The following is a 19861-nucleotide window of genomic DNA, read 5'->3' as shown; positions in this document are numbered from 1 at the left end:
TGGGCGGGTTCTCGGCGTAGGCGATGGTGCCGTCGGGGCGGTGGTGGAACCACTCGGGGTGCTTGTCGACCCAGGGGTGGTCGGGGGAGCACTGCAGGGCGAAGTCGAGGGCGACTTCCAGGCCGTGGGCGCGGGCTTCGGCGACGAAGTGGTCGAAGTCGTCGAGCGTGCCCAGATCCGGGTGGACGGTGTCGTGGCCGCCTTCGGGGGAGCCGATGGCCCAGGGGACGCCGACGTCGTCGGGGGTGGGGGAGAGGGTGTTGTTGCGGCCCTTGCGGAAGGTGGTCCCGATGGGGTGGATCGGGGGCAGGTAGACGACGTCGAAGCCCATGGCGGCGATGGCCGGGAGCCGGCGGGCGGCGGTGCGGAAGGTTCCGTGGGGCTGCTCGGGGGTGCCCTCGGAGCGGGGGAAGAACTCGTACCAGGAGCCGAACAGGGCCCGTTCGCGCTCCACCAGCAGAGGCAGCGGCTCGGAGGAGGTGACCAGTTCCCGCAGGGGATGGCGGGTCAGGACCTCCTCGACCTCCGGCGCCAACGCCGCCGCAAGCCGGGCCGAGACGGGGCGGGCGGTGTCCCGGAGGGCGTCCACGGCGGCGAGGAGGGTGCCTCGACCGCTCTTGCCCTCGGGCACCCCGGCGGCGGCGCGTTCGTGGAGACGGGCGCCCTCCTCCAGCACCAGCTCGGTGTCGATGCCGGCCGGGACCTTGATCCGGGCGTGGTGCCGCCAGGTGCTGACCGGGTCGTCCCAGCCCTCCACGGCGTAGGACCACAGGCCCTCGCTCGGAACGGAGACGGTGGCGCCCCAACGGTCGGTGCCGGGGGCGAGTTCGCACATCGGGGTCCACCCGGCCGGGCGGCCCTCCGGGTCCCGGAGCACGACATTGGCGGCGACCGCGTCGTGGCCCTCCCGGATGACGACGGCCGAGACCTCGAAGGCCTCGCCCACGACGGCCTTCGCCGGTCGGCGGCCGTGGTGGACGGTCGGCCGCACATCGAGGACCGGTATCCGTCCGATCGTGGGAGCGCCCGGAGCCTTCGGGGGTGTCGGGGGCGCCGAGGTCGGCGCGGGCGGGCCGGTCTGCGCCCGGCGTGCGGGGCGTGCGGCAGTGCTGTCGGGTGGTGCGGGGGTGGTGCTGGTCGTCGGGGGTGCTGACGAGTGGTGCGTGGCGGGCATGACCGCTCCTGTCCGCGTCAACGTGGGTGGGCGGATGAGGGTGTGGGGAGGTGGGGCCAGCGGGACGTACCGGTGGAGCCTTCCCACACAGTGCGGGTGGGCATTCCGGCACTTTGTTAACTACTCACGCGTATGTCTACACACAAGACCGGCCTCGTCCGTAGGGGTCGAGGCCGGTCACTGTAGTCGCTCTGGGTAAAGAGCCGTTCACCTGTGGTGTTACGGGCCCCTACGGATGGTCGACGAGCAGAAGCCTGTTCGGGGAGCCCGGATATCTGTCCTTCACCTTGCCCGAAACCGCACGCTTCACCAACGCCCCGGCCACCTCCGCCGGAGCGGCCCGTGGACGGTCGGCCAGATACAGGGCCGCCGCGCCCGCGGCGTGCGGTGCCGCCATGGACGTACCGGAGTGGGTCGCCTTCGCGGTGTCGCTCCGGTGGGAGGCCGAGGTGATGGACTTCCCGGGGGCGAACAGGTCCAGGCTCGGGCCCCAGTTGGAGAAGTCGGCGCGGACGTCCTTGCGGTCGGTGGCGCCGACCGTGATCGCCTGCTTGACGCGGGCGGGCGAGGAGAGACCCGCGGCGCGCCCGTCGTTGCCCGCGGCCACCGTGTAGGTGACCCCGGAGGCTATGGAGTTGCGTACGGCCGCGTCGAGTTGGGCGTTGCCGAGCCCGCTGAGGCTCATGTTGGCCACGGCCGGTTTCCGCGCGTGCTCGGTGACCCAGTCGACACCCGCGATGACCTGGGCGGTCGTCCCCGTGCCCGCGTCGTCGAGCACCCGTACGGCGACGACCTTCGCCTTCTTGGCGACCCCGTACGCGGTGCCGGCGACGATGCCCGCGACATGGGTGCCGTGGCCGTTGCCGTCCTGTGCGGTCCGGTCGTTCTGCACGAAGTCCCAGCCGTCGACCGCCCGTCCGCCGAAGTCCTTGTGGGTGATCCGTATCCCGGTGTCGATCACGTAGACGGTGACGCCCCTGCCCGCCGACGCCGGCCAGGTGTAGCTCCTGTCGAGCGGCAGGCCGGGCTGGTCGACGCGGTCCAGGCCCCAGGAGGGCGGGTCGGACCGGCGGCCGTCGTGGGTGACCTTCGTGTCCTGGACGACCGACGCCACGCGGGAGTCCGCCGCGAGCCGCCTGGCCTGTTTCTCACCGACCGTCACGGAGTAGCCGTTCAGGGCGGCGCCGTACGTGTGGCGTATTTTCGCCCCGTACTTCGACGCTATGCCCCTTCCCGCCGTCGACGGGGCCTCCGTTCCCGGTTTGAGGGTGACGATGTAACTGCCGTTGACGGAACCGGGGCCACCGGCGCCGTGGACGAACCCCTCAGGTGCGGCGTGCGCGGGCAGGGCGATGGCCGAAAGCGCCACGGCCGTCATCACCGCCGTGAACCCGCCCGCCCGGCGCGCACGCCTGTTTCTCGCCTCTGACAGCTGGTGCATGTCTGAGAACCCCCTCCTCGACCCGGCGCTCCCACACCGGCGTTCACCGGAAGCCTCTCGTGCGGGGTGAAGCACCACAAGGCCGCGCAGAGGGGTGGAATCAGCCAATATCACCCGTGGGGTACATGTGAATGTCGGTGCCGGGTTGCGGCGAATTCAGGACTGAACGGCCCGGAGCGGACTGCCCCGCCGGGCGGCCGGGGTACGGATGCGCCGTAATTGCATACGGAGGGACGCGCCGTAGTTGCCACGGCCCCCGCGCCGCTACCGTCGGGGGTGACGAACGGCGCACAGCGGAGTGCGTCCCCCGGCCCGTACGTCCTGGCGCGAAGGTGGAATCCTCTGTGAAGGCCATCCGCAGATTCACCGTCCGACCCGTCCTGCCCGAAGCCCTCCACCCGCTCAGCGAACTCGCGCGCAATCTGCGCTGGTCCTGGCACCCGGAGACCCGTGACCTCTTCCAGTCGGTCGACCCCGAGCGCTGGGCGGCGTCCGGCGGCGACCCCGTACGGCTCCTCGGCTCCGTCTCCGTCCGGCGCCTGGCCGAACTCGCCGAGGACCGCCGCTTCCTGCGCCGGCTGACCGCCGCCGCCGACGACCTGCGCGACTACGTCACCGGCGACCGCTGGTACCAGGGGCAGGCGCAGAGTGCCGAACTCCCGGCCGCCATCGCCTACTTCTCGCCCGAGTTCGGCATCACGGCCGCGCTGCCGCAGTACTCCGGCGGCCTCGGCATCCTCGCCGGCGACCATCTGAAGGCCGCCAGCGACCTCGGGGTCCCGCTGATCGGCGTCGGCCTGCTCTACCGGCACGGCTACTTCCGGCAGTCCCTGTCCCGGGACGGCTGGCAACAGGAGCACTATCCCGTGCTCGACCCGAACGAACTGCCGCTGGTGCCGCTCCTGGAGGCCGACGGCACCCAGGCGCAGGTCGGCCTGGCGCTCCCCGGCGGCCGCCGGCTGCACGCCCGGATCTGGGAGGCCCAGGTGGGCCGGGTGCCGCTGCTGCTGCTCGACTCGGACGTCGAGGAGAACGACCTCGGCGAACGCGGGGTGACCGACCGGCTCTACGGCGGCGGCAGCGAACACCGGCTCCTTCAGGAGATGCTGCTCGGCATAGGGGGTGTCCGGGCCGTACGCACGTACTGCCGGCTCACCGGCCACGCCGGGCCCGAGGTCTTCCACACCAACGAGGGCCACGCCGGCTTCCTCGGTCTGGAACGCATCGCCGAACTCGGCGACGAGGGGCTCGACTTCGACGCCGGCCTGGAGGCGGTCCGCTCCGGCACCGTCTTCACCACGCACACCCCCGTTCCGGCCGGCATCGACCGCTTCGACCGTGAGCTGGTCGCCCGCCACTTCGGGCCCGACGCCGAACTCCCGCGCATCGACGTGGGACGCATCCTGGGGCTCGGCATGGAGACCTACCCGGGCGGCGACCCGAACGTCTTCAACATGGCGGTGATGGGGCTCCGGCTCGCCCAGCGCGCCAACGGGGTCTCGCTGCTGCACGGGCAGGTCAGCCGGGAGATGTTCTCCGGCCTGTGGCCGGGCTTCGACCCGGACGAGGTCCCGATCACCTCGGTGACCAACGGGGTGCACGCACCGACCTGGGTGGCCCCGGAGGTCTTCCGGCTCGGCGCCCGGCAGATCGGCGCCGAACGGACCGAGGACGCCATGTCCGTCGGCGGCTCCGAACGCTGGGACGCCGTCGGTGAGATCCCCGACCAGGACATCTGGGACCTCCGCCGCGACCTGCGCGAACAACTGGTCGTCGAGGTACGGGAACGCCTGGCCGCCTCCTGGCGGCAGCGCGGCGCCGGCACGGCCGAACTCGGCTGGATCGAGGGCGTGCTGGACCCGGACGTCCTGACGATCGGCTTCGCCCGCCGCGTCCCCTCGTACAAACGTCTGACGCTGATGCTGCGCGACCAGGACCGCCTGATGGACCTGCTGCTCCACCCGGAGCGCCCGATCCAGATCGTGATCGCGGGCAAGGCGCACCCGGCGGACGACGGCGGGAAACGCCTGATCCAGGAGCTGGTGCGGTTCGCGGACGACCCCCGCGTCCGCCACCGGATCGTGTTCCTCCCCGACTACGGCATGGCGATGGCGCAGAAGCTGTACCCGGGCTGCGACGTGTGGCTGAACAACCCGCTGCGGCCGCTGGAGGCGTGCGGAACGAGCGGGATGAAGGCGGCGCTCAACGGCTGTCTCAATCTGTCCGTGCTGGACGGCTGGTGGGACGAATGGTTCCGGCCCGACTTCGGCTGGGCGATCCCGACGGCGGACGGCACGGCGTCCGACGAGGACCAGGACCGCCGCGACGACGTGGAGGCGGCCGCGCTCTACGACCTGCTGGAGCGCCGGGTCGCCCCCCGTTTCTACGAGCGCGGGCAGGGCGGTCTGCCCGACCGCTGGATCGAGATGGTCCGCGAGACGCTCACGCATCTGGGGCCGAAGGTGCTGGCGGGCCGCATGGTGCGGGAGTACGTCGACCGCCTCTACACGCCGGCCGCCCGCGCCCACCGCGCCCTGGCTCCGGACACGGCCCGCGAACTGGCCGAGTGGAAGGCGCGGGTGCGGGGCGCCTGGCACCGGGTGAGCGTGGACCACGTGGAGACCTCGGCGGCGCCGCTCAGCACGGCCGCCGAACTGGGCGCGACGCTGGTGCTGCGCGTCCGGGTCGGCCTGGGCGACCTGGTCCCGGACGACGTGGAGGTCCAGGCGGTCTCCGGCCGGGTGGACGGTGAGGACCGCATCACGGACGCGACCTGCGTCCCGCTGAAGCCGGCGAGCGGCCCCGGCGACGAGGGCCGCTGGATCTACGAGGGCCCGCTCTCCCTGGACCGCACGGGCTCCTTCGGCTACACGGTCCGCATCCTCCCGACCCACCGCCTGCTGGCCTCGTCCGCCGAACTGGGCCTGGTGGTGGTGCCTTCGGAGGAGCTGGGGGAGGGGGCGGGGGTGTTGCTGCGGTGAGTCGAGCGGGCGGGGTGTGCGGAGTCCGCCCCGCCCGCTGCCTGGCGGCGAAGCGACTGCTGAGTCGCTGGATCCGGGTGGCGCTGCATGTGGGCGAGGCCGCGGCGGAGGGTGCGGGTGAGGTGGTCGGGGTCCGTGAACGCGGTGTTGGCCATCGGGCCTCGCCGTAACAGGGACCAGACCCCTTCCACCGGGTTCAAGTCCGGGCTGTGGGAGGAGAGCTGGACGATCGTGAGCCAGTGGTGGCCTGCGGCGTAGTCCTGTTGCGGCACCAGCGGTTCGGGCTCGACCCGTCTCAGCCCCCGGCGGACGTCTCCAGGATCTGGGAGGCGGGTCGGCGTTGGTTCACTTGGGCGTATTTGCCGATCGATCGGCTTGCCACTCGCTGGGCGGCACACCGTAGGCGGCGCGGAAAGCCCGGCTGAAGTGCGAGGTGCTGGTGAATCCCCAGCGCTGGGCCACGGCGGTGACCGTCGGCCCGGTCCGTCCTCCGCGGCCGAGGTCCCTGCGGGCCGCCTGGAGTCGGCGTCGGAGGATCCAGCGGCCCACGGTCGCGCCCTCTTGTTCGAACAGTCGGTGCAGGTAGCGCACGGAGATGTGGTGTGCGTCGGCGATCGTCTGTGGCGAGAGGTCCGGATCGGCGAGGTGCCGGTCGATGAAGGCTCGGATGCGGACCCGTAACGCGGTAGCGGCGGTGTCGACGCCGGTCTCCGGTGCTTTGCGGTCCAGGCGCTCGGCGATCAGGGTGGCGAGCAGATCGGCGGCGTTGCGCGCCAGTTGGTCGCCGATCGGTGGAGCCAGACTCCCCTTGCGGGCGGCCAGCCCCGTCAGGAAGGGGATGACCAGGGCCGCCGCGTCCGAGTCTGGGGCCACCGGTACCGCCGTCATGCGGGCCAGATCCGTGGAACGTACGGTCAGCAGCCGTCGGGGCACCTGGAAGACGTGCATCCGGAAGGGCGCGGGGTAGGTGACCGTGTACGGGCGGGTCGTGTCGAAGAGCGTGAGGGTACCGGGTGCCAACACGGTGGTCTCGCGGTTCTGCTCGATCACCAGGCTGCCGCTGTCCTGGAGACAGAAGTTGAGGTCGTCGGCGCCCGAGCCCGGGGCCGCCGGCAGGGGCTGGCGGACTTTCAGAGGGTCGCCATGCGTCGTGGCGATGCCCACGGGGCCGACCGGGCCGGCGTAGATGGCGCCCATGTAGGGGTCGTCCGTGGGAGTGGAGATGTCCAGTCGGACAGAGGTCAGCTCCTGGTAGGTCCGGCCTATCGCGTCACGCCAGTAGTCCAACCGCTCCCTCGGCGGTATCCGCTTCGTGCACACCGTGGGGGGCGCCACACGCATCCTCGTTCCCTCGTCTTTCCTGCTCCTGGGACCGCGTGGAGTGCCGTCGGCCCGCTGCGGTTCCTCCTCGTCGCTCCGTGCACAGGAGGAACCGACCGGTGCACGGAGAGGCACGTCGCGGCCCGGGGCGAATCTAGCGTGGCTGCGTAACCCGTTCACAGCAGGTAAGCGGCCATCCGCACGCAGGCACTCCGTGCCGCGTACCGGGCTCGGCGACGGCTCCGGAACCGGCCGCCGGCACCTGCCTGCGTCCGGCCACGCCTCACACACGAAGGACAGAATCACCATGAAGACCAGCGTCGGCAGGAAGACGCTCACGGCGGGCGCCACGCTCGCTGCGACCGTCGGACTCATGACCGCCACCGCTCCCTCGGCACAGGCGGCGGGCTCTTACAACATCCGGATCGACACGCTGACAACCAACTACGTCGCCGACTACTGCCTGCTCACCACCACCAGTGGCAACGCCCAGGCCGCGTGCAGCGGCAACAAGGGCAAGCACGACAGTTTCCGCCTGGGCACGGTCCACAACACCAACGACCGCGTGTGGTTGGACATCAACATCGTGGCCGGCACCGACCGCAAGGGGATCGACCTCCAGGGCAAGCACTACATCAGAACGAGCGGCGATCTGTTCGCCGTTGAGGTGTGCGGCTGGAAGAGCCTCGAGTCGTACACCAGCGGCAACACCGGCGTCCCCCTGCACGGCGACACGCTCTGCTGGTGGTGAGGCGACCCGTGGACCGCGCATATGTGAAGGGGTTCTGCGCCGCCGCGCTCGCGGGTGCCCTGACGATCGGCCCCCTCGTCACCGCCCCGGCACAGGCCGCCGAAGACAACCGCATTCGCTTCAAGTTCCGCGACTCCCGCAGCGTCTGCCTCACCGCGTACGAGCGCTCCAATGACCCGCTGGTCATGGAGCGGTGCGACGGGGACAACGCGCGCGGCAACTGGCGGAAGATCATCTACAGCGGCGGGGGAGTCGTCATGCTCCTTCAGAACGTCGCCTCCGGCGAGTGCCTGGACGCGGAGTCGGGGCTGGCGGCGAAGGCGTACACCTCGCCGTGTGACATCACCGACAGCGGTCAGCACTGGTATTACTTCTGCGACTCGGGCTCCATTATGGCCGCGGCCTGGAACACGGTCCTCACCGGCTGGAACGACAACACGGTCACCGCGCGTGCGGGGAGCAACGCCCTGGACGACAAGCAGCGATGGGATCGCATGCCTGCGGTCTGCTGACCGAGCCCGGCGCACAGAGAGACCGACGACCGTGCATCCGGGCCCACCCCGTTTCGGGACGGGCCCGGATGAGCGTTGTCAGGTTGTTGGCAGTGACTGCCTGACGGCACGTCGGGGCAGGTGGGCTTGGGAGCCGGGCCTGTGCTCAGGCTGGCGACGCGCTCCCCACGGACGACCCTTCCCAGGCTGATCAACCAGAAGATCATCCCACCGGTCGGCCAACGTGACAGTGCCGGCATGGGTGACGGGTGGCAGGGCATCCGAGGGGAAGGGGGTGGGCTGACCGCGCCTTCGGTGCCGCCCGTCGACGTCAAGAGCCTCTTAGGGGTGAGAAGGTGAAGGGCTTCCGCAGCTTCATCCTGCGCGGCAACGTGGTCGACCTGGCCGTCGGCATCGTCATCGGGGCAGCGTTCACCGCCGTGGTGAACGGCTTCGTCAGCGCCTTCCTGACACCACTCGTCGGGCTGGCCACCGGCGCCACCGGCGACATGAGCCGCAAGACCTTCACCCTGGGCGCCACCGAGTTCCCCTACGGCGCCTTCATCAACGCGGCGATCAGCTTCCTCCTCCTCGCCGGCGCCCTGTACTTCCTGGTCGTGCTCCCGATCAACAAGCTCCACGAACGCCTCGCCCCGCACCAGGACGTCCAGGCCCCCAAACGGGACTGCCCCGAATGCCTCAGCCCCGTACCCGCCCAGGCCCGACGCTGCGCCTCCTGCACCGTCTCCCTGCCCGCCCTACCCGCTCAGACCGGGGAGACAACCCAGCGCGCCGGGTGACCCGACCTCCATGGCCTGGCCTGGGGTGCCGGGCCCGTCGCGGGCACGCCCATGGTGACCGTGGTTACCGACGGTGTCCGATGCCGAACCGGCTGCGTGGCTGCGATGTGTCGGCTTCGTGTCAGCGGAGCGTGTCAGTGGCGGTCGGCCGGTCCAGGCCCAGGCCCAGGCCGTCGAGGGGCCCTTCTGATGGATCTCCGCGGCGTCGCGGCCCTAGTCGCCGCCACCACCCCCACCGCCGTCTCCGCCACCCCCGCCGTCGCCGCCGCCCGAGTCGCCGCCGTCTCCGCCGTCCGAGCCCCAGCCGTCGCCGCCGCCGGGCTCGTTGTCGTCGCCGCTGTTGCCGAGGTTGCTGAACCAGGTGCGGTCCCACCATTCGTCGAGGGCGATCGGTTCGCTCTCGCGCGCCGGGCGCTTGCGGTTCGCCGGGAAGCGGGCCAGGCCCGTCGTGTCGCCGAGCCCGAAGGCGACGGAGAAGACATGGGCCATGACGGCGTCCAGGGGGTCGGTGCTCTCGTGGTGCACGGGTGCCAGCGGCAGCAGCACCGCGCCCGGGTCGAGTACCTGGCGGCGCGGTGGACGGGTCAGCAGGGCGACGCGGCGTTCGTCGCGCAGCAGCCATGAACTCTTCCCGCTCTCCCGGCGCAGCGCCCAGTGGCCTTCGGGCAGCAGCACTTCCACGGAGCTCTTCGACTTGCGCAGCCGCTTCGTGAGGACGAGTCGGGCCGTGACGTCGCCGACGGTCAGCAGCAGGCCCTTGGACGGTTCCGGGGCTTGGCTGTGGAAGCCGCGTGGGGCCCGGATCCGTACGACGGGAGCGTGCGGCCCCCACACGTCGACCCGTACCAGACGCCGGTCCACGGCGACGGTCACCGGACCGGCGGGGCCCGCCGCGTACCGCCGCGCGATCCACAGGGGTACGCCCTCGGCCCGGGCCCGGTCCGCCAGGGCGGCCACCTGCGCCGGTCCACCGCATCGCCGTACCGCCAACTCCCCCAGCCGGTGGGCGAACTCGGCGGCCTGCCGCACCTTCACCGGCGTGGAGGTGCCGGTGACACGGGTCACCGGGACGACTCCGGGGCCGTTCGGCAGCCGCGTCAGCGGGCGTTCCGTCCCGCCGCCCCCGACCCAGTACCCGCGCTGGAACGCCTCGGCCATGGCGCCGAGGTTCAGCTCGCTCAGCGGCGTGGTCCTGCCGCCCCTGCGCAGATGTTCCTCGGTCAACTCCACGGTCCGCGCCAGCGGATTCCTCGACCGTTCGCCGTACCGCACCTGACTCACGACACCCCCGTACGTACGCTGTCCAGCGGAGTTCAGGGCGACGCGGTCGCGCCCCGGTGCCTGAGACGCCCGCCTCAGTCCTTGGGGTTCCCCGCCAGCCTCCGCAGCACCACCCCGCACCGTCGTGCGTACGCGTGCTGCAACCCCCGCGTCGCCGCGCCGCCCGCGCGGGCGTACCACTTCGCGCCGCGGCTGAAGGCCGTGATCGTGAGCCAGACCGTGCCGTCTCCCGTGCGGTCGACGACGAAGGACTCCTCGCCGCATTCGGGGTGGCCCGGGAGGGTGCCGTAGGCCCAGCCCTTGCGGCGGGGCTCGTCGACCGTCCACACCACGCGGCAGGGGGCCTTGATCACGCCGCCCAGAGTGACCGTCACGTCGACGCCGGGGGCCGCCTCGGGGGCCGAGGCGCGTATGCCGACGCCCAGCGCGCGGTGCATCTCCCAGGTGTGGACGGCGTGCGCCGCGCGCTCGAACACGTCCGTGCCCTCGCCTATGCGCGAGCGGACGTGGAGAGGGCTGAAGTCGGGCGGGCAGTGGCCCTCGCGGGTCGCGCCGACGGCCTCGTAGGTGAAGGGGCCCTCGGGGAGCGGGCCGGTGGTTTCGGGCATGGCGCACAGACTAGGGCGGCACCCGGAGTCGCCTTCTCGCCGGGTACCGCCCCTGGGTCAGCCGTGCGTCACGCGGTGACGTTGACCGCCGCCCACGCCGCGTTCACCGCCGCGTACTCCGCGCTGCTCGCGCCGTAGAGCGAGGAGGCCGCGTTCAGGGTCGCCGTGCGGGCGCCCTTGTAGTTCGTGGTCGACGTCATGTACGTCGTGAGGGCCTTGTACCAGATCTGGACGGCCTTGGCTCGGCCGATGCCCGTGAGCGTGGAGCCGTTGGAGGTCGGGGAGTTGTACGAGACCCCGTTGATCGTCTTGGCGCCGCTGCCCTCCGAGAGGAGGTAGAAGAAGTGGTTCGCCGGGCCCGAGGAGTAGTGCACGTCCAGGCTGCCGAGCGACGACGACCAGTAGTTGGCCGACGAGCCGTCCTTGCTCGGCTGGTCCATGTAACGCAGCGGGGTGCCGTTGCCGCGGATGTCGACCTTCTCGCCGATCAGGTAGTCGCCCGGGTCCTTGGCGTTGGCGGCGTAGAACTCGACCGCCGTGCCGAGGATGTCGGAGGTGGCCTCGTTCAGGCCGCCGGACTCGCCCGAGTAGGTGAGACCCGCGGTGTTCGAGGTGAGACCGTGGGTCATCTCGTGGCCCGCCACGTCCAGCGAGGTGAGCGGCTTGGTGTTGCCCGCGCCGTCGCCGTACGTCATGCAGAAGCAGCTGTCGGACCAGAAGGCGTTGACGTACGCGTTGCCGTAGTGGACCCGGGAGTACGCGGCGACGCCGTTGTTCCTGATGCCGTTGCGGCCGAGGACGTTCTTGTAGAAGTCCCAGGTGACCTGGGCGCCGTAGTGGGCGTCCACGGCGGCGTTCTGGTCGGTGGAGGAGCTGGTGGCGGTGCCGGTGCCCCAGACGTCGTCCGCGTCGGTGAAGAGCGTGCCGGCCGAGGAGGACGTGGCGCGGGCCTTGTTGTACGTCTTGTGGGCGCCGCGCGAGGCGTCGTTCAGCTGGTACGTCGAGCCGGACAGCGAGGTGCCGATGGTGACCTGGCCGTTGTACTGGCTGTTGCCGCTGCCGGTCTGGACGGCCTCCCACTCGTACAGCTTCTTGCCGGTCTCCGCGTCGGTGACGACGTGCAGCTCCTGCGGGGTGCCGTCGTGCTGGAAGCCGCCGACGACCGTCTCGTAGGCGAGGGCGGGCTTGCCGCTCGCGGCCCAGACGACCTTGCGCGGGGCCTTGTCGGCCGCGGTCTTGGTGGAGCCCTCGGCCTTGGCGGCCTTCAGCGCCTGCTTCTCGGCGGTGGCCTTGGTGACGTCCGCGGTCAGGTCGGTGACCTTGACGGAGGCGGTGGTCGCCTTGCTGACGCTCTTGATGTCGCCGGCCTTGGACTCGTGGACGACGAGGTCGCCGCCGAGGACCGGGAGGCCGCCGTAGGTGCGCTCGTAGCGCGTGTGGACCGTGCCGTCCGCGTCCTTGAGGACGTCACGGACGACCAGTTCCTCCTTGGCACCCAGGCCTATCTCGTCGGCGGTCTCGGCCGTGGCCGCGTCCGCCTCCTTGATCAGGGCGGTGCGCGCGGCGGGGGTCAGCAGGACCGGGGCACCGGCCGGCTTGGCCTTGTCGGCGACCGGCGCGGGCTGGGCGGTGGCACCGGAGGTCAGGCCGGTGGTGAGGAGCGCGCCGGCGGCGACGGCGGTCGCGATGGCGAGCGTGGTGCGCTTGTGACGCGCGTAGAGAGGACGTCGGGGAGTCACACGAGCTCCTTATGTGGGGGAGTTGCTGTGGTGCTGGTGCGGCGGGTGGAGGAAGAGTGACACCTGAGTCGTGTTCATGTCAGGAGGGGGTGATGATGTTGGCCGAAAGTCAACTGTCCGGTGAATGTTGCGGGAACATGAACGGGCGCCGCCCCGGCGGGAATCGACCCACCGGGGCGGCGCCTTTCGGGAACGGGAGGCGCGTGCGCGGGGGTGACCCGCACGCACGCCCGAGCCGACCTACGGGAACGTCAGCTTCCAGCTGTTGATGTACCCGGTGTCCTGGGCCGCGTTGTCCTGGACCCTCAACTGCCAGACTCCGTTGGCGACTTCGGAGGAGGCGTTCACGGTGTACGTGGTGTTGATGTTGTCCGTGCTGCCACCGGTGCCGTACGCCTTCAGCGTGTACGCCGTGCCGTCGGGGGCGACCAGCTGGACCTGGAGGTCACCGATGTAGGTGTGGACGATGTCCACGGCGACCGCGAGGTTGGAGGGTGCGTTTCCGGTCCGGCCGGAGACGGTGACCGGCGAGGTGACGGCCGCCCCGTTGTCCGGAATCGATACGTCGGTCGTGGACTCGAACGAGGTACCGCCGCCCCCGCCACCGCCGGGCCGGGTGCCCACGTTGACGCCCGCCCACGCGTTGGCCACCGCCGTGTACTCGGCGGACGTGGTGCCGTACAGCTCACCGGCCGCCGCCAGGGTCCCGGTGCGGGCGCCCGCGTAGTTGGTGGTCGAGGTGAACTTGGTGGTCAGCGCGCGGAACCAGATCTTCTCCGCCTTGTCCCGGCCGATGCCGGTCACCGGCAGGTTGTCCGAGGTGGGCGAGTTGTAGCTGACGCCGTTGATGGTCTTGGCGCCGCTGCCCTCGGAGAGCAGGTAGAAGAAGTGGTTCGCGGGGCCCGAGGAGTAGTGCACGTCGATCGAGCCGATGCCCGAGTACCAGGCGTCCCTGGACGAGCCGTCCTTGCTCGGCCGGTCCATGTAACGCAGCGGCGTGCCGTCGCCGTTGATGTTGATCTCCTCGCCGATGAGGTAGTCACCGACGTCGGAGGAGTTCGCCGCGAAGAACTCGACCGTGGAGCCGAAGATGTCCGAGGTGGCCTCGTTCAGGCCGCCGGACTCGCCGCTGTAGTTCAGACCGGCGGTGTTGGCCGTGAGGCCGTGGGTCATCTCGTGGGCGGCCACGTCGATCGACGTGAGCGGGTTGGCGTTGCCGGAGCCGTCGCCGTACGTCATGCAGAAGCAGGTGTCCTGCCAGAACGCGTTGACGTAGTTGTTGCCGTAGTGCACGCGCGAGTAGGCGCCGACGCCGTCCCCGCGGATGCCGCTGCGGCCGTGCACGTTCTTGTAGTAGTCCCAGGTCAGTGCCGCGCCGTAGTGGGCGTCGGCGGCGGCCGACTCCAGGTTCGACGGGGTGCCGTTGCCCCACACGTCGTCGGGGCCGGAGAACAGGGTCCCGGTGCCGGAGGTGCCGCGGTTCAGGTTGTACGTCTTGTGGCCGCCGCGTGCGCCGTCGGTGAGGTTGTACGTCGAACCGGACTGCGTGGTGCCGAGGGTCACCTGGCCGCTGTAGACCGTGTTGCCGGTGCCGGTCTCGACGGCCTCCCACTCGTACAGCTTGGCGCCGCTGGTGGCGTCGGTGATGACGTGCAGCTCCTGCGGGGTGCCGTCGTGCTGGAAGCCGCCGACGACCGTCTCGTACGCCAGGACCGGCTTGCCGCTCGCGGCCCAGACGACCTTGCGGGGCGCGCGGTTGATGTCCGGGCTCTTGGCGTCCTCGGCCTTCGCGGCGCCGAGCGCCTGCTTCTCGGCCTTGGCCCTGCTGACGGTCGGCGTCAGCGACGGGACGGCGATCTTCGCCTTGGTGGCCTTGACGATGTCCTCGGTCTCGCCCGCCTTCGAGGTCTCGACGACCAGGTCGCCGCCGAGGACCGGGAGGCCGTCGTACGTCCGCTCGTACCGGGTGTGCACGGTGCCGTCGCGGTCCTTGACCACGTCGCGGACGACGAGCTTCTCCTTGGCGCCGAGGTTCAGCTCCTCGGCCGTCGCCGCCTTCGTCGCGTCGGCCTCGCGTATCAGCTCGGCCCGCTGGGCGGGGGTGAGCTTGACCGAGGCGGTGCCGGTGGCCTTGCCCGCTGCCGACGGTGCCTTCTCCGGGGCGGCGGTGGCGGCGCCCGACTGGACGGCCGCGGCCAACAGGGCGGTGACGGCGACGAGCGCGCCGGCGGCCGTGCGCCGACGGGCGGTGTGGCCGAAGGTGTTACCGGTGTGGGAGGTGCGTCTGTGGGACTGGCGTCTCAACACTGACTCCTTCTGCGTGGCCGCGGTTCGCACGGCCAGGGGAGACCGGACGGCTGGTGGTCGTCCGGGCAGAACAAGGTGTGAACTGATGAACGCGAAACCACATGCGTGGGGGTGCCGCGCGGCACGTGAGAGCGCTTCTTGTGAGGTTGCTGTGCCGCGGTTGTGGGCAGAGTGGCAGGAGATTGCGCTTCCTGTCAGGAGCGCGTCAACAAGTTGGCCGGAAATGTTCCGTTGCCCGGTTGATCATGTTCGCTATACGGACCGTTCACCTGGCGGGGTCGCGCACTCCGTCCTCTCGCCGCCGTGCCACCGCCGCCACAGTGCCGCGTACGCGCCCTCCGCCGCCACCAGGTCCTCGTGGGTGCCGAGTTCGGTGAGGCGGCCGTCCTCCATCACCGCTACGCGGTCCGCGTCGTGGGCGGTGTGGAGGCGGTGGGCGATGGCGATGACCGTACGGCCGTGGAGCACGGCGGCGAGGGCGCGCTCGGTGTGGCGGGCGGTGGTGGGATCGAGGAGGGCGGTGGCCTCGTCGAGGATGAGGGTGTGCGGGTCGGCCAGGACCACCCGGGCGAGGGCGAGCTGCTGGGCCTGGGAGCCGTCCGTACGGCGCCCGCCCTCGCCGAGGCGGGTGCCGAGGCCGTCGGGGAGGTCGCGGACCCAGCCGTCCGCGCCCACCGCCGCCAGCGCCGCCCACAACTCCTCGTCCGTGGCCGCCGGTTCGGCGATGAGGAGGTTGTCGCGGACCGTGCCCAGGAAGACATGGTGCTCCTGGGTGACCAGCACCACCTGGCGGCGCAGGCGTTCCGGGCCGAGGTCCACGACGGGCACACCACCGACCGTCACGGTGCCGGCGGTCGGCGCGTCGATGCCGGCCAGCAGGCGGCTCAACGTCGTCTTCCCGGCGCCGGACGGGCCGACCACCGCGAGACGTTCGCCCGGGCGGACCGTCAGGTCCACGCCCCGCAGCACCTCGCCGCCCCGCTCGTACGCGTACCGCACCCCCCGTACGTCGATCCGGTCGTCCACGGGCTCCGGGGTGTCGGCGGAGCCGGTGCGCGGCGCCCCCGCCAGACCCTCCACCCGGGCGAAGGAGGCGCCACTGCTCTGCAGTAGTTCTACCCGCATCAGGATCTCGTCGAGCGGGCCGCTCAGCTGCTGCAGATACAGGGCCGCCGACACCACCACGCCCAGCGTGACCGAGCCGCGCGCGAGCAGTACACCGCCGAGGAGGAGGACGAGCACCTGGGGCACGAAGTACGAGACCTCGACCCCGGGGAAGAACACCGTGCGCAGGAACAGGGTGTGGAAACGGCGGCGCCGGGACTCCTCCAGGGCGTCGTGGCTCGCGGTGATCCGCCGCCGTTCCAGCCGCAGCGCCTCGACCGTACGGGCGCCCGACGCGGTCGCCGCGACGATCTCCGCGACCTCCGAACCGGCCGCGCCCTCCGCGAGATAACCGGTGCGCGCCCGGCGCAGATACCAGCGCAGCACCACCCCGATGCCGCTCAGCCCGACCAGCGCGCACACCCCGAGCAACGGGTCCAGCGCGAACACCGCGCCGATCAGGAACAGCGCCTGAACCGAGCTGATCAGCAGCTCGGGGCCCACGTCGCGCAGGGTCTTGCCCACCGCGTCCACGTCGGCCGTGCCGCGCGCCGTCAGATCACCGGTGCCCGCCCGCTCCACGACCGACGCCGGCAGCGACAGTGTCCGGTCCACGAACTCCTCACGCACCCGCGCCAGCGTCCGCTCCCCGAACCGGTGCCCCACGTACCGTGCCCAGCGCGCCAGCAGCAACTGCGCCACCGCGCACAGCAGGATCGCCGCCGCCAGCCGGTCCACGACCCCGACGCCGGCCCCGCCGCGCACCTCGTCGATGATCCGGCCCACCAGCCACGGCCCGGCCAGTCCCGTCGCGGCCGCCGCGCCGTTCAGCGCCAGTACGGCCAGGAAGGCCCGCCCGTCCGCCCGCACCAGCCGCACGGTCGCCCGCCGCACGGCCCGCGCGTCGGCGATGGGCAGCCGCCCGGAGGGGTCGGGGGTGGGGCCGCCGGTACCGGATGCCGTTGCGTCTGCCGCCGTCGCCGTCACCGCAAGACCTCCGCGTCCGTACTCTCCGCGTCGTCCGTACTCTCCGTGTCCCCGGCGGCCTCCCCGTCGCCCCCGCCTCGCGGCTCCCGTGGCTCTTCCGCGTCCCGGGCCACCAGAGCCCGGTAACCCCGTTCCGTGGTGAGGAGTTCGTGGTGGGAGCCGGTGGCCGTGACCTTGCCGTCGACCAGGTGGAGGACGGTGTCGGCGTGGGCGAGGACGAGGGGTGACGTGGTGGTGACCAGGGTCGTGCGGCCCGCGCGGGCGGAACGGAGCCGGTCGGCGACGCGAGCCTCGGTGTGCGCGTCGAGCGCCGAGGTCGGCTCGATGGCGAGCAGGATCTCGGGGTCGGCCACCAGCGCCCGCGCCAGCCGCACCCGCTGCCGCTGACCGCCGGAGAGATTGCGGCCCTGCGCGTCGATCGCCGAGTCGAGGCCGTCCGACAGGCCCTGCACGATGTCCTCGGCCACCGCCGCCCGCAACGCCCGCCCGGCCGTCTCGTCGTCGACGTCCCCCTGCCCGCCGAGCAGTTCACGCAGCCGACCGGCGAACAGGTCGGCCTCGTGATCGGCGACCAGGATCCGCGCCCGGACCTGCGCCAACGGGATCGCGTCCAGCGGGATCCCGCCCCAGGTCACCGCGGTCGGCGCGTACCGGCCGAGCCGGTCCACCACCGCCACCGCGTCGCCCGGCCGGTCGGCGGCCAGCGCGACCAGCCGGCCCGGCGGCACCCGCACCCCCGACTCGGGGTCGTGCAACGTCGACGGCTCGGCGGGGGCGTCCGTCGTGCCGTGGTCCGGCAGCGGCTCCAGGTCCAGGAACCGGATGACGCGCCGCGCGGCCACCACCCCGCGGCTGACCTCGTACCCCCAGTCGACGAAGTACGACACCGGCCGCACCAGCACGGTGACGTAGCCGTACACCGACACCAACTCGCCCACGCTGATGGCCCCCTGGGCGGCGAGCCGGGCCGCCAGCCAGGTCACCACCGCGAGGAACACCGTCGGCAGCCCCACCCCGAGCGCCTGCATCCAACTGGTCACCGCCCCCACCCGGTACCCCTGCGCCCGCAGCCGCTGCGAGTCCCGATAAAACGCGTCGGCGACCAACCCCTTGCCGCCCAGCCCGCCCAGGACCCGCAGCCCGCCCGCGAGGTCGGCGATCCGCGCGGTCAACACGCCCCGCCGCTCCCGGTACTCCGTCTCCGTGCCCTGCAACCGCCGCATCAACGGCCCCACGATCACCGCGATCAGCGGCATCCCGAGCAGCACGACCGCCGCGATGGGGAGCGAGACCGACACCAGCAGTCCGGCGACCACCAGGTAGGCGGCGAGTGCCCCCGCCCCAGGCCCGATGACCGTCAGCGAGCCGGCGATCGTCTGGACGTCCCCCACGCCGATCGTGACGACCTCGCCGGTGCCGACACGGCGGCGCAGCGCCCCTCCCAGCCGGACGGCGTGCGCCATCACGACCTTCACCGTGCGGAAGTTGGCGTCCATCCGGACCCGCGTCATCGTGCGGTGGCGCATGATGCTCAGCCAGGCGTTGAACGCACCGACGCCGAAGAGGGCGGCCGTCCAGCCGACCAGGGCCCGGTGGTCGCCGGGTGCCAGGCCCTCGTCGATCGCGCGGGAGAGCAGGTACGGGGTGGCGGCGAGCAGCACCATCCATACGCAGGAGATGAGGGAGCCGAGGGCGGAACGGCCGGCCTGCTGCTTGACCAGCCACCACAGGTAACGGGCACCGCCACGGCGGTCAGGGGTGCCGGGGTCCTCGTACGCGTTGATCATCGGCCCCCGGTTTCTGTGTGGACTTGGATGCGGATGAGTGGGTGGGTGCGATGTCGGGTGCGATATCGGTGCGGGCGGGTGGGGGCTGGTCGCGCAGTTCCCCGCGCCCCTGGAGATACGGCCCTGCGGGCCGGTTCTCCGGTCTCCTGCAGGTGCCGCTCCGTCGCTGCTGGGGTTATGACGACGAGGCGGTCGTGGTTTCCAGGAACGCTCTGGTGGTTGCCACGAACTGGTCGGCGTCGTCGAGCCAGGGGTGGTGTCCGGCGCCGGGTTGGACGACGAGTTCGGCGTTCGGGAAGAGGGCCGCGAACTCGGCCATGGTGGGGGGAGGGGCTCCGAGGTCGGCTTCACCGGCCAGGAGGAGGACCGGCGCGGTGAACCGGGCGAGTGCGGTGCGGGTGGTGTCCGGGGTGAAGGCGCCTTCGGCGCCGAAGGCAGCGACGATCTCCGGGTTCATCCGTTCGTCCCCGGCGGCCTGATGCGCCTGGGCCGCCTCGTCCCAGCGGCCGTAGGAGAACGGTGCGACGGCCTGCCAGCTGTCGGCGGTGGCCTTGCCCGTCACGATCGCCTGCAGGGCCGCGAACGCCTCGGGGAACCACGGTTCGTCCCGGCGGAGCTGTGCGGTCTCCAGCCGGAGGTCTCCGGTGATCGTGAGGCCCACGGCCCTGGTACTCGGTGTGATCAGCGCGAGTCTGCTGACGTTCTCCGGGTGACGGCTCACGTAGAGCGCGGCGAGATTGGCGCCGGCGCAGTGCGCGAGCAGGTCCATCCGGTCGAGGCCGAGGTGCTCGCGCAGGGCTTCGACGTCGCCGACGAGTCGGTCGCAGCGGTAGGAGGCGGTGTCCTCGGGAGTCGCGGACTCGCCGGTGCCCCGGAGATCCAGCCTGATCAACTGCCGGTGCGCGGAAAGCCCGCCGAGGTCGCCGAGGTACGCGGAGTCTGTCGGCCCTCCGGGCAGGCAGACCACCGCAGGGCCGTCTCCGGACACGTGGTAGGCGAGCTTGGTTCCGTCGTGCGCGGAGAAGGTAGGCATGGTCAAGAGCCTGTCAGCGGCGTTCGGGCGGGAGCAACCGGGTTTCCCCGATGAGGT

The 19861-nt window shown here is 71.6% G+C and carries 14 protein-coding genes and 1 pseudogene; 4 read left to right on the top strand and 11 right to left on the bottom strand.

Going from position 1 to position 19861, the window contains the following annotated elements:
* Window positions 1–1174: maltotransferase domain-containing protein (locus PUR53_RS33645; protein ID WP_329910763.1), on the bottom strand; the 1174-nt coding region annotated here is incomplete at its 3' end.
* A 229-nt stretch (window positions 1175–1403) separates the two neighbouring features.
* On the bottom strand, window positions 1404–2615 hold the full coding sequence (locus tag PUR53_RS33640; protein ID WP_329910762.1) for a S8 family peptidase: 1212 nt from the start codon (window positions 2613–2615) through the stop codon (window positions 1404–1406).
* 344 nt (window positions 2616–2959) lie between these two features.
* Here PUR53_RS33640 and PUR53_RS33635 point away from each other — a divergent pair, with 344 nt between their 5' ends.
* Window positions 2960–5596: a glycosyltransferase family 1 protein gene (locus PUR53_RS33635; RefSeq protein WP_329910761.1), complete on the top strand. Its 2637-nt coding sequence runs from the start codon at window positions 2960–2962 to the stop codon at window positions 5594–5596.
* An 83-nt stretch (window positions 5597–5679) separates the two neighbouring features.
* Here the strand turns inward: PUR53_RS33635 and PUR53_RS48385 are convergent.
* Window positions 5680–5859: pseudogene (locus PUR53_RS48385) on the bottom strand (IS630 family transposase); the annotation flags it as partial.
* Between the two features lie 82 nt (window positions 5860–5941).
* Entirely contained in the window at window positions 5942–6937 is a 996-nt protein-coding gene (locus tag PUR53_RS33630; protein WP_329894613.1) for a helix-turn-helix domain-containing protein, read from the bottom strand.
* Window positions 6938–7223: 286 nt separating this feature from the next.
* On the opposite strand from PUR53_RS33630, the gene PUR53_RS33625 reads away from it, so the two are divergent.
* The 3 genes from PUR53_RS33625 to mscL all read left to right on the top strand — a co-directional run bounded on the left by PUR53_RS33625 (window position 7224) and on the right by mscL (window position 8958).
* The gene (locus PUR53_RS33625; RefSeq protein ID WP_329894612.1) at window positions 7224–7667 is read left to right on the top strand and encodes a hypothetical protein; all 444 of its coding nucleotides are present in this window, start codon (window positions 7224–7226) and stop codon (window positions 7665–7667) included.
* Window positions 7661–8179 (top strand): ricin-type beta-trefoil lectin domain protein, encoded by a 519-nt coding sequence (locus PUR53_RS33620; RefSeq protein ID WP_329894611.1) that lies wholly within the window; start codon window positions 7661–7663, stop codon window positions 8177–8179. The genes PUR53_RS33625 and PUR53_RS33620 overlap by 7 nt, the downstream gene beginning before the upstream one ends.
* 335 nt (window positions 8180–8514) lie before the next feature.
* Complete coding sequence (gene mscL / locus PUR53_RS33615) at window positions 8515–8958, top strand: large conductance mechanosensitive channel protein MscL (RefSeq protein WP_329894610.1); 444 nt, start codon at window positions 8515–8517, stop codon at window positions 8956–8958.
* Between the two features lie 213 nt (window positions 8959–9171).
* Here mscL and PUR53_RS33610 read toward each other — a convergent pair whose 3' ends face one another.
* The 7 genes from PUR53_RS33610 to PUR53_RS33580 form a co-directional block, all read right to left on the bottom strand.
* On the bottom strand, window positions 9172–10239 hold the full coding sequence (locus tag PUR53_RS33610) for a hypothetical protein (RefSeq protein ID WP_329894609.1): 1068 nt from the start codon (window positions 10237–10239) through the stop codon (window positions 9172–9174).
* Window positions 10240–10313: 74 nt separating this feature from the next.
* Window positions 10314–10847, bottom strand: coding sequence for a DUF1990 family protein (locus PUR53_RS33605; protein WP_329894608.1), 534 nt, complete (start codon window positions 10845–10847; stop codon window positions 10314–10316).
* Between the two features lie 68 nt (window positions 10848–10915).
* On the bottom strand, window positions 10916–12586 hold the full coding sequence (locus PUR53_RS33600) for a M4 family metallopeptidase (protein ID WP_329894607.1): 1671 nt from the start codon (window positions 12584–12586) through the stop codon (window positions 10916–10918).
* A gap of 240 nt (window positions 12587–12826) precedes the next feature.
* On the bottom strand, window positions 12827–14893 hold the full coding sequence (locus PUR53_RS33595; RefSeq protein WP_329910760.1) for a M4 family metallopeptidase: 2067 nt from the start codon (window positions 14891–14893) through the stop codon (window positions 12827–12829).
* A 252-nt stretch (window positions 14894–15145) separates the two neighbouring features.
* A complete protein-coding gene (locus PUR53_RS33590; RefSeq protein WP_443080390.1) occupies window positions 15146–16984 on the bottom strand; it encodes an ABC transporter ATP-binding protein in 1839 nt (612 codons plus the stop codon).
* Window positions 16981–18771, bottom strand: coding sequence for an ABC transporter ATP-binding protein (locus PUR53_RS33585; protein ID WP_329910759.1), 1791 nt, complete (start codon window positions 18769–18771; stop codon window positions 16981–16983). Before PUR53_RS33585 ends, PUR53_RS33590 begins: the two co-directional genes overlap by 4 nt.
* A 175-nt stretch (window positions 18772–18946) precedes the next feature.
* A complete protein-coding gene (locus PUR53_RS33580; RefSeq protein WP_329910758.1) occupies window positions 18947–19804 on the bottom strand; it encodes an alpha/beta fold hydrolase in 858 nt (285 codons plus the stop codon).
* Between the last annotated feature and the right edge of the window lie 57 nt (window positions 19805–19861).

It is taken from the genome of Streptomyces sp. SP18BB07 (assembly GCF_036322545.1).
Classification (GTDB): domain Bacteria; phylum Actinomycetota; class Actinomycetes; order Streptomycetales; family Streptomycetaceae; genus Streptomyces; species Streptomyces deccanensis.
Note: the sequence above shows the minus strand (reverse complement) of the source record. Positions and strands in the feature narration are given on the sequence as shown.

Bases quoted from the DNA above. Each gene is read 5' to 3' on its own strand.
- PUR53_RS33630 (WP_329894613.1), bottom strand. From the start codon at position 6,937: ATGCGTGTGGCGCCCCCCACGGTGTGCACGAAGCGGATACCGCCGAGG.
- PUR53_RS33585 (WP_329910759.1), bottom strand. From the start codon at position 18,771: ATGATCAACGCGTACGAGGACCCCGGCACCCCTGACCGCCGTGGCGGT.
- PUR53_RS33640 (WP_329910762.1), bottom strand. From the start codon at position 2,615: ATGCACCAGCTGTCAGAGGCGAGAAACAGGCGTGCGCGCCGGGCGGGC.
- PUR53_RS33625 (WP_329894612.1), top strand. From the start codon at position 7,224: ATGAAGACCAGCGTCGGCAGGAAGACGCTCACGGCGGGCGCCACGCTC.
- PUR53_RS33580 (WP_329910758.1), bottom strand. From the start codon at position 19,804: ATGCCTACCTTCTCCGCGCACGACGGAACCAAGCTCGCCTACCACGTG.
- PUR53_RS33605 (WP_329894608.1), bottom strand. From the start codon at position 10,847: ATGCCCGAAACCACCGGCCCGCTCCCCGAGGGCCCCTTCACCTACGAG.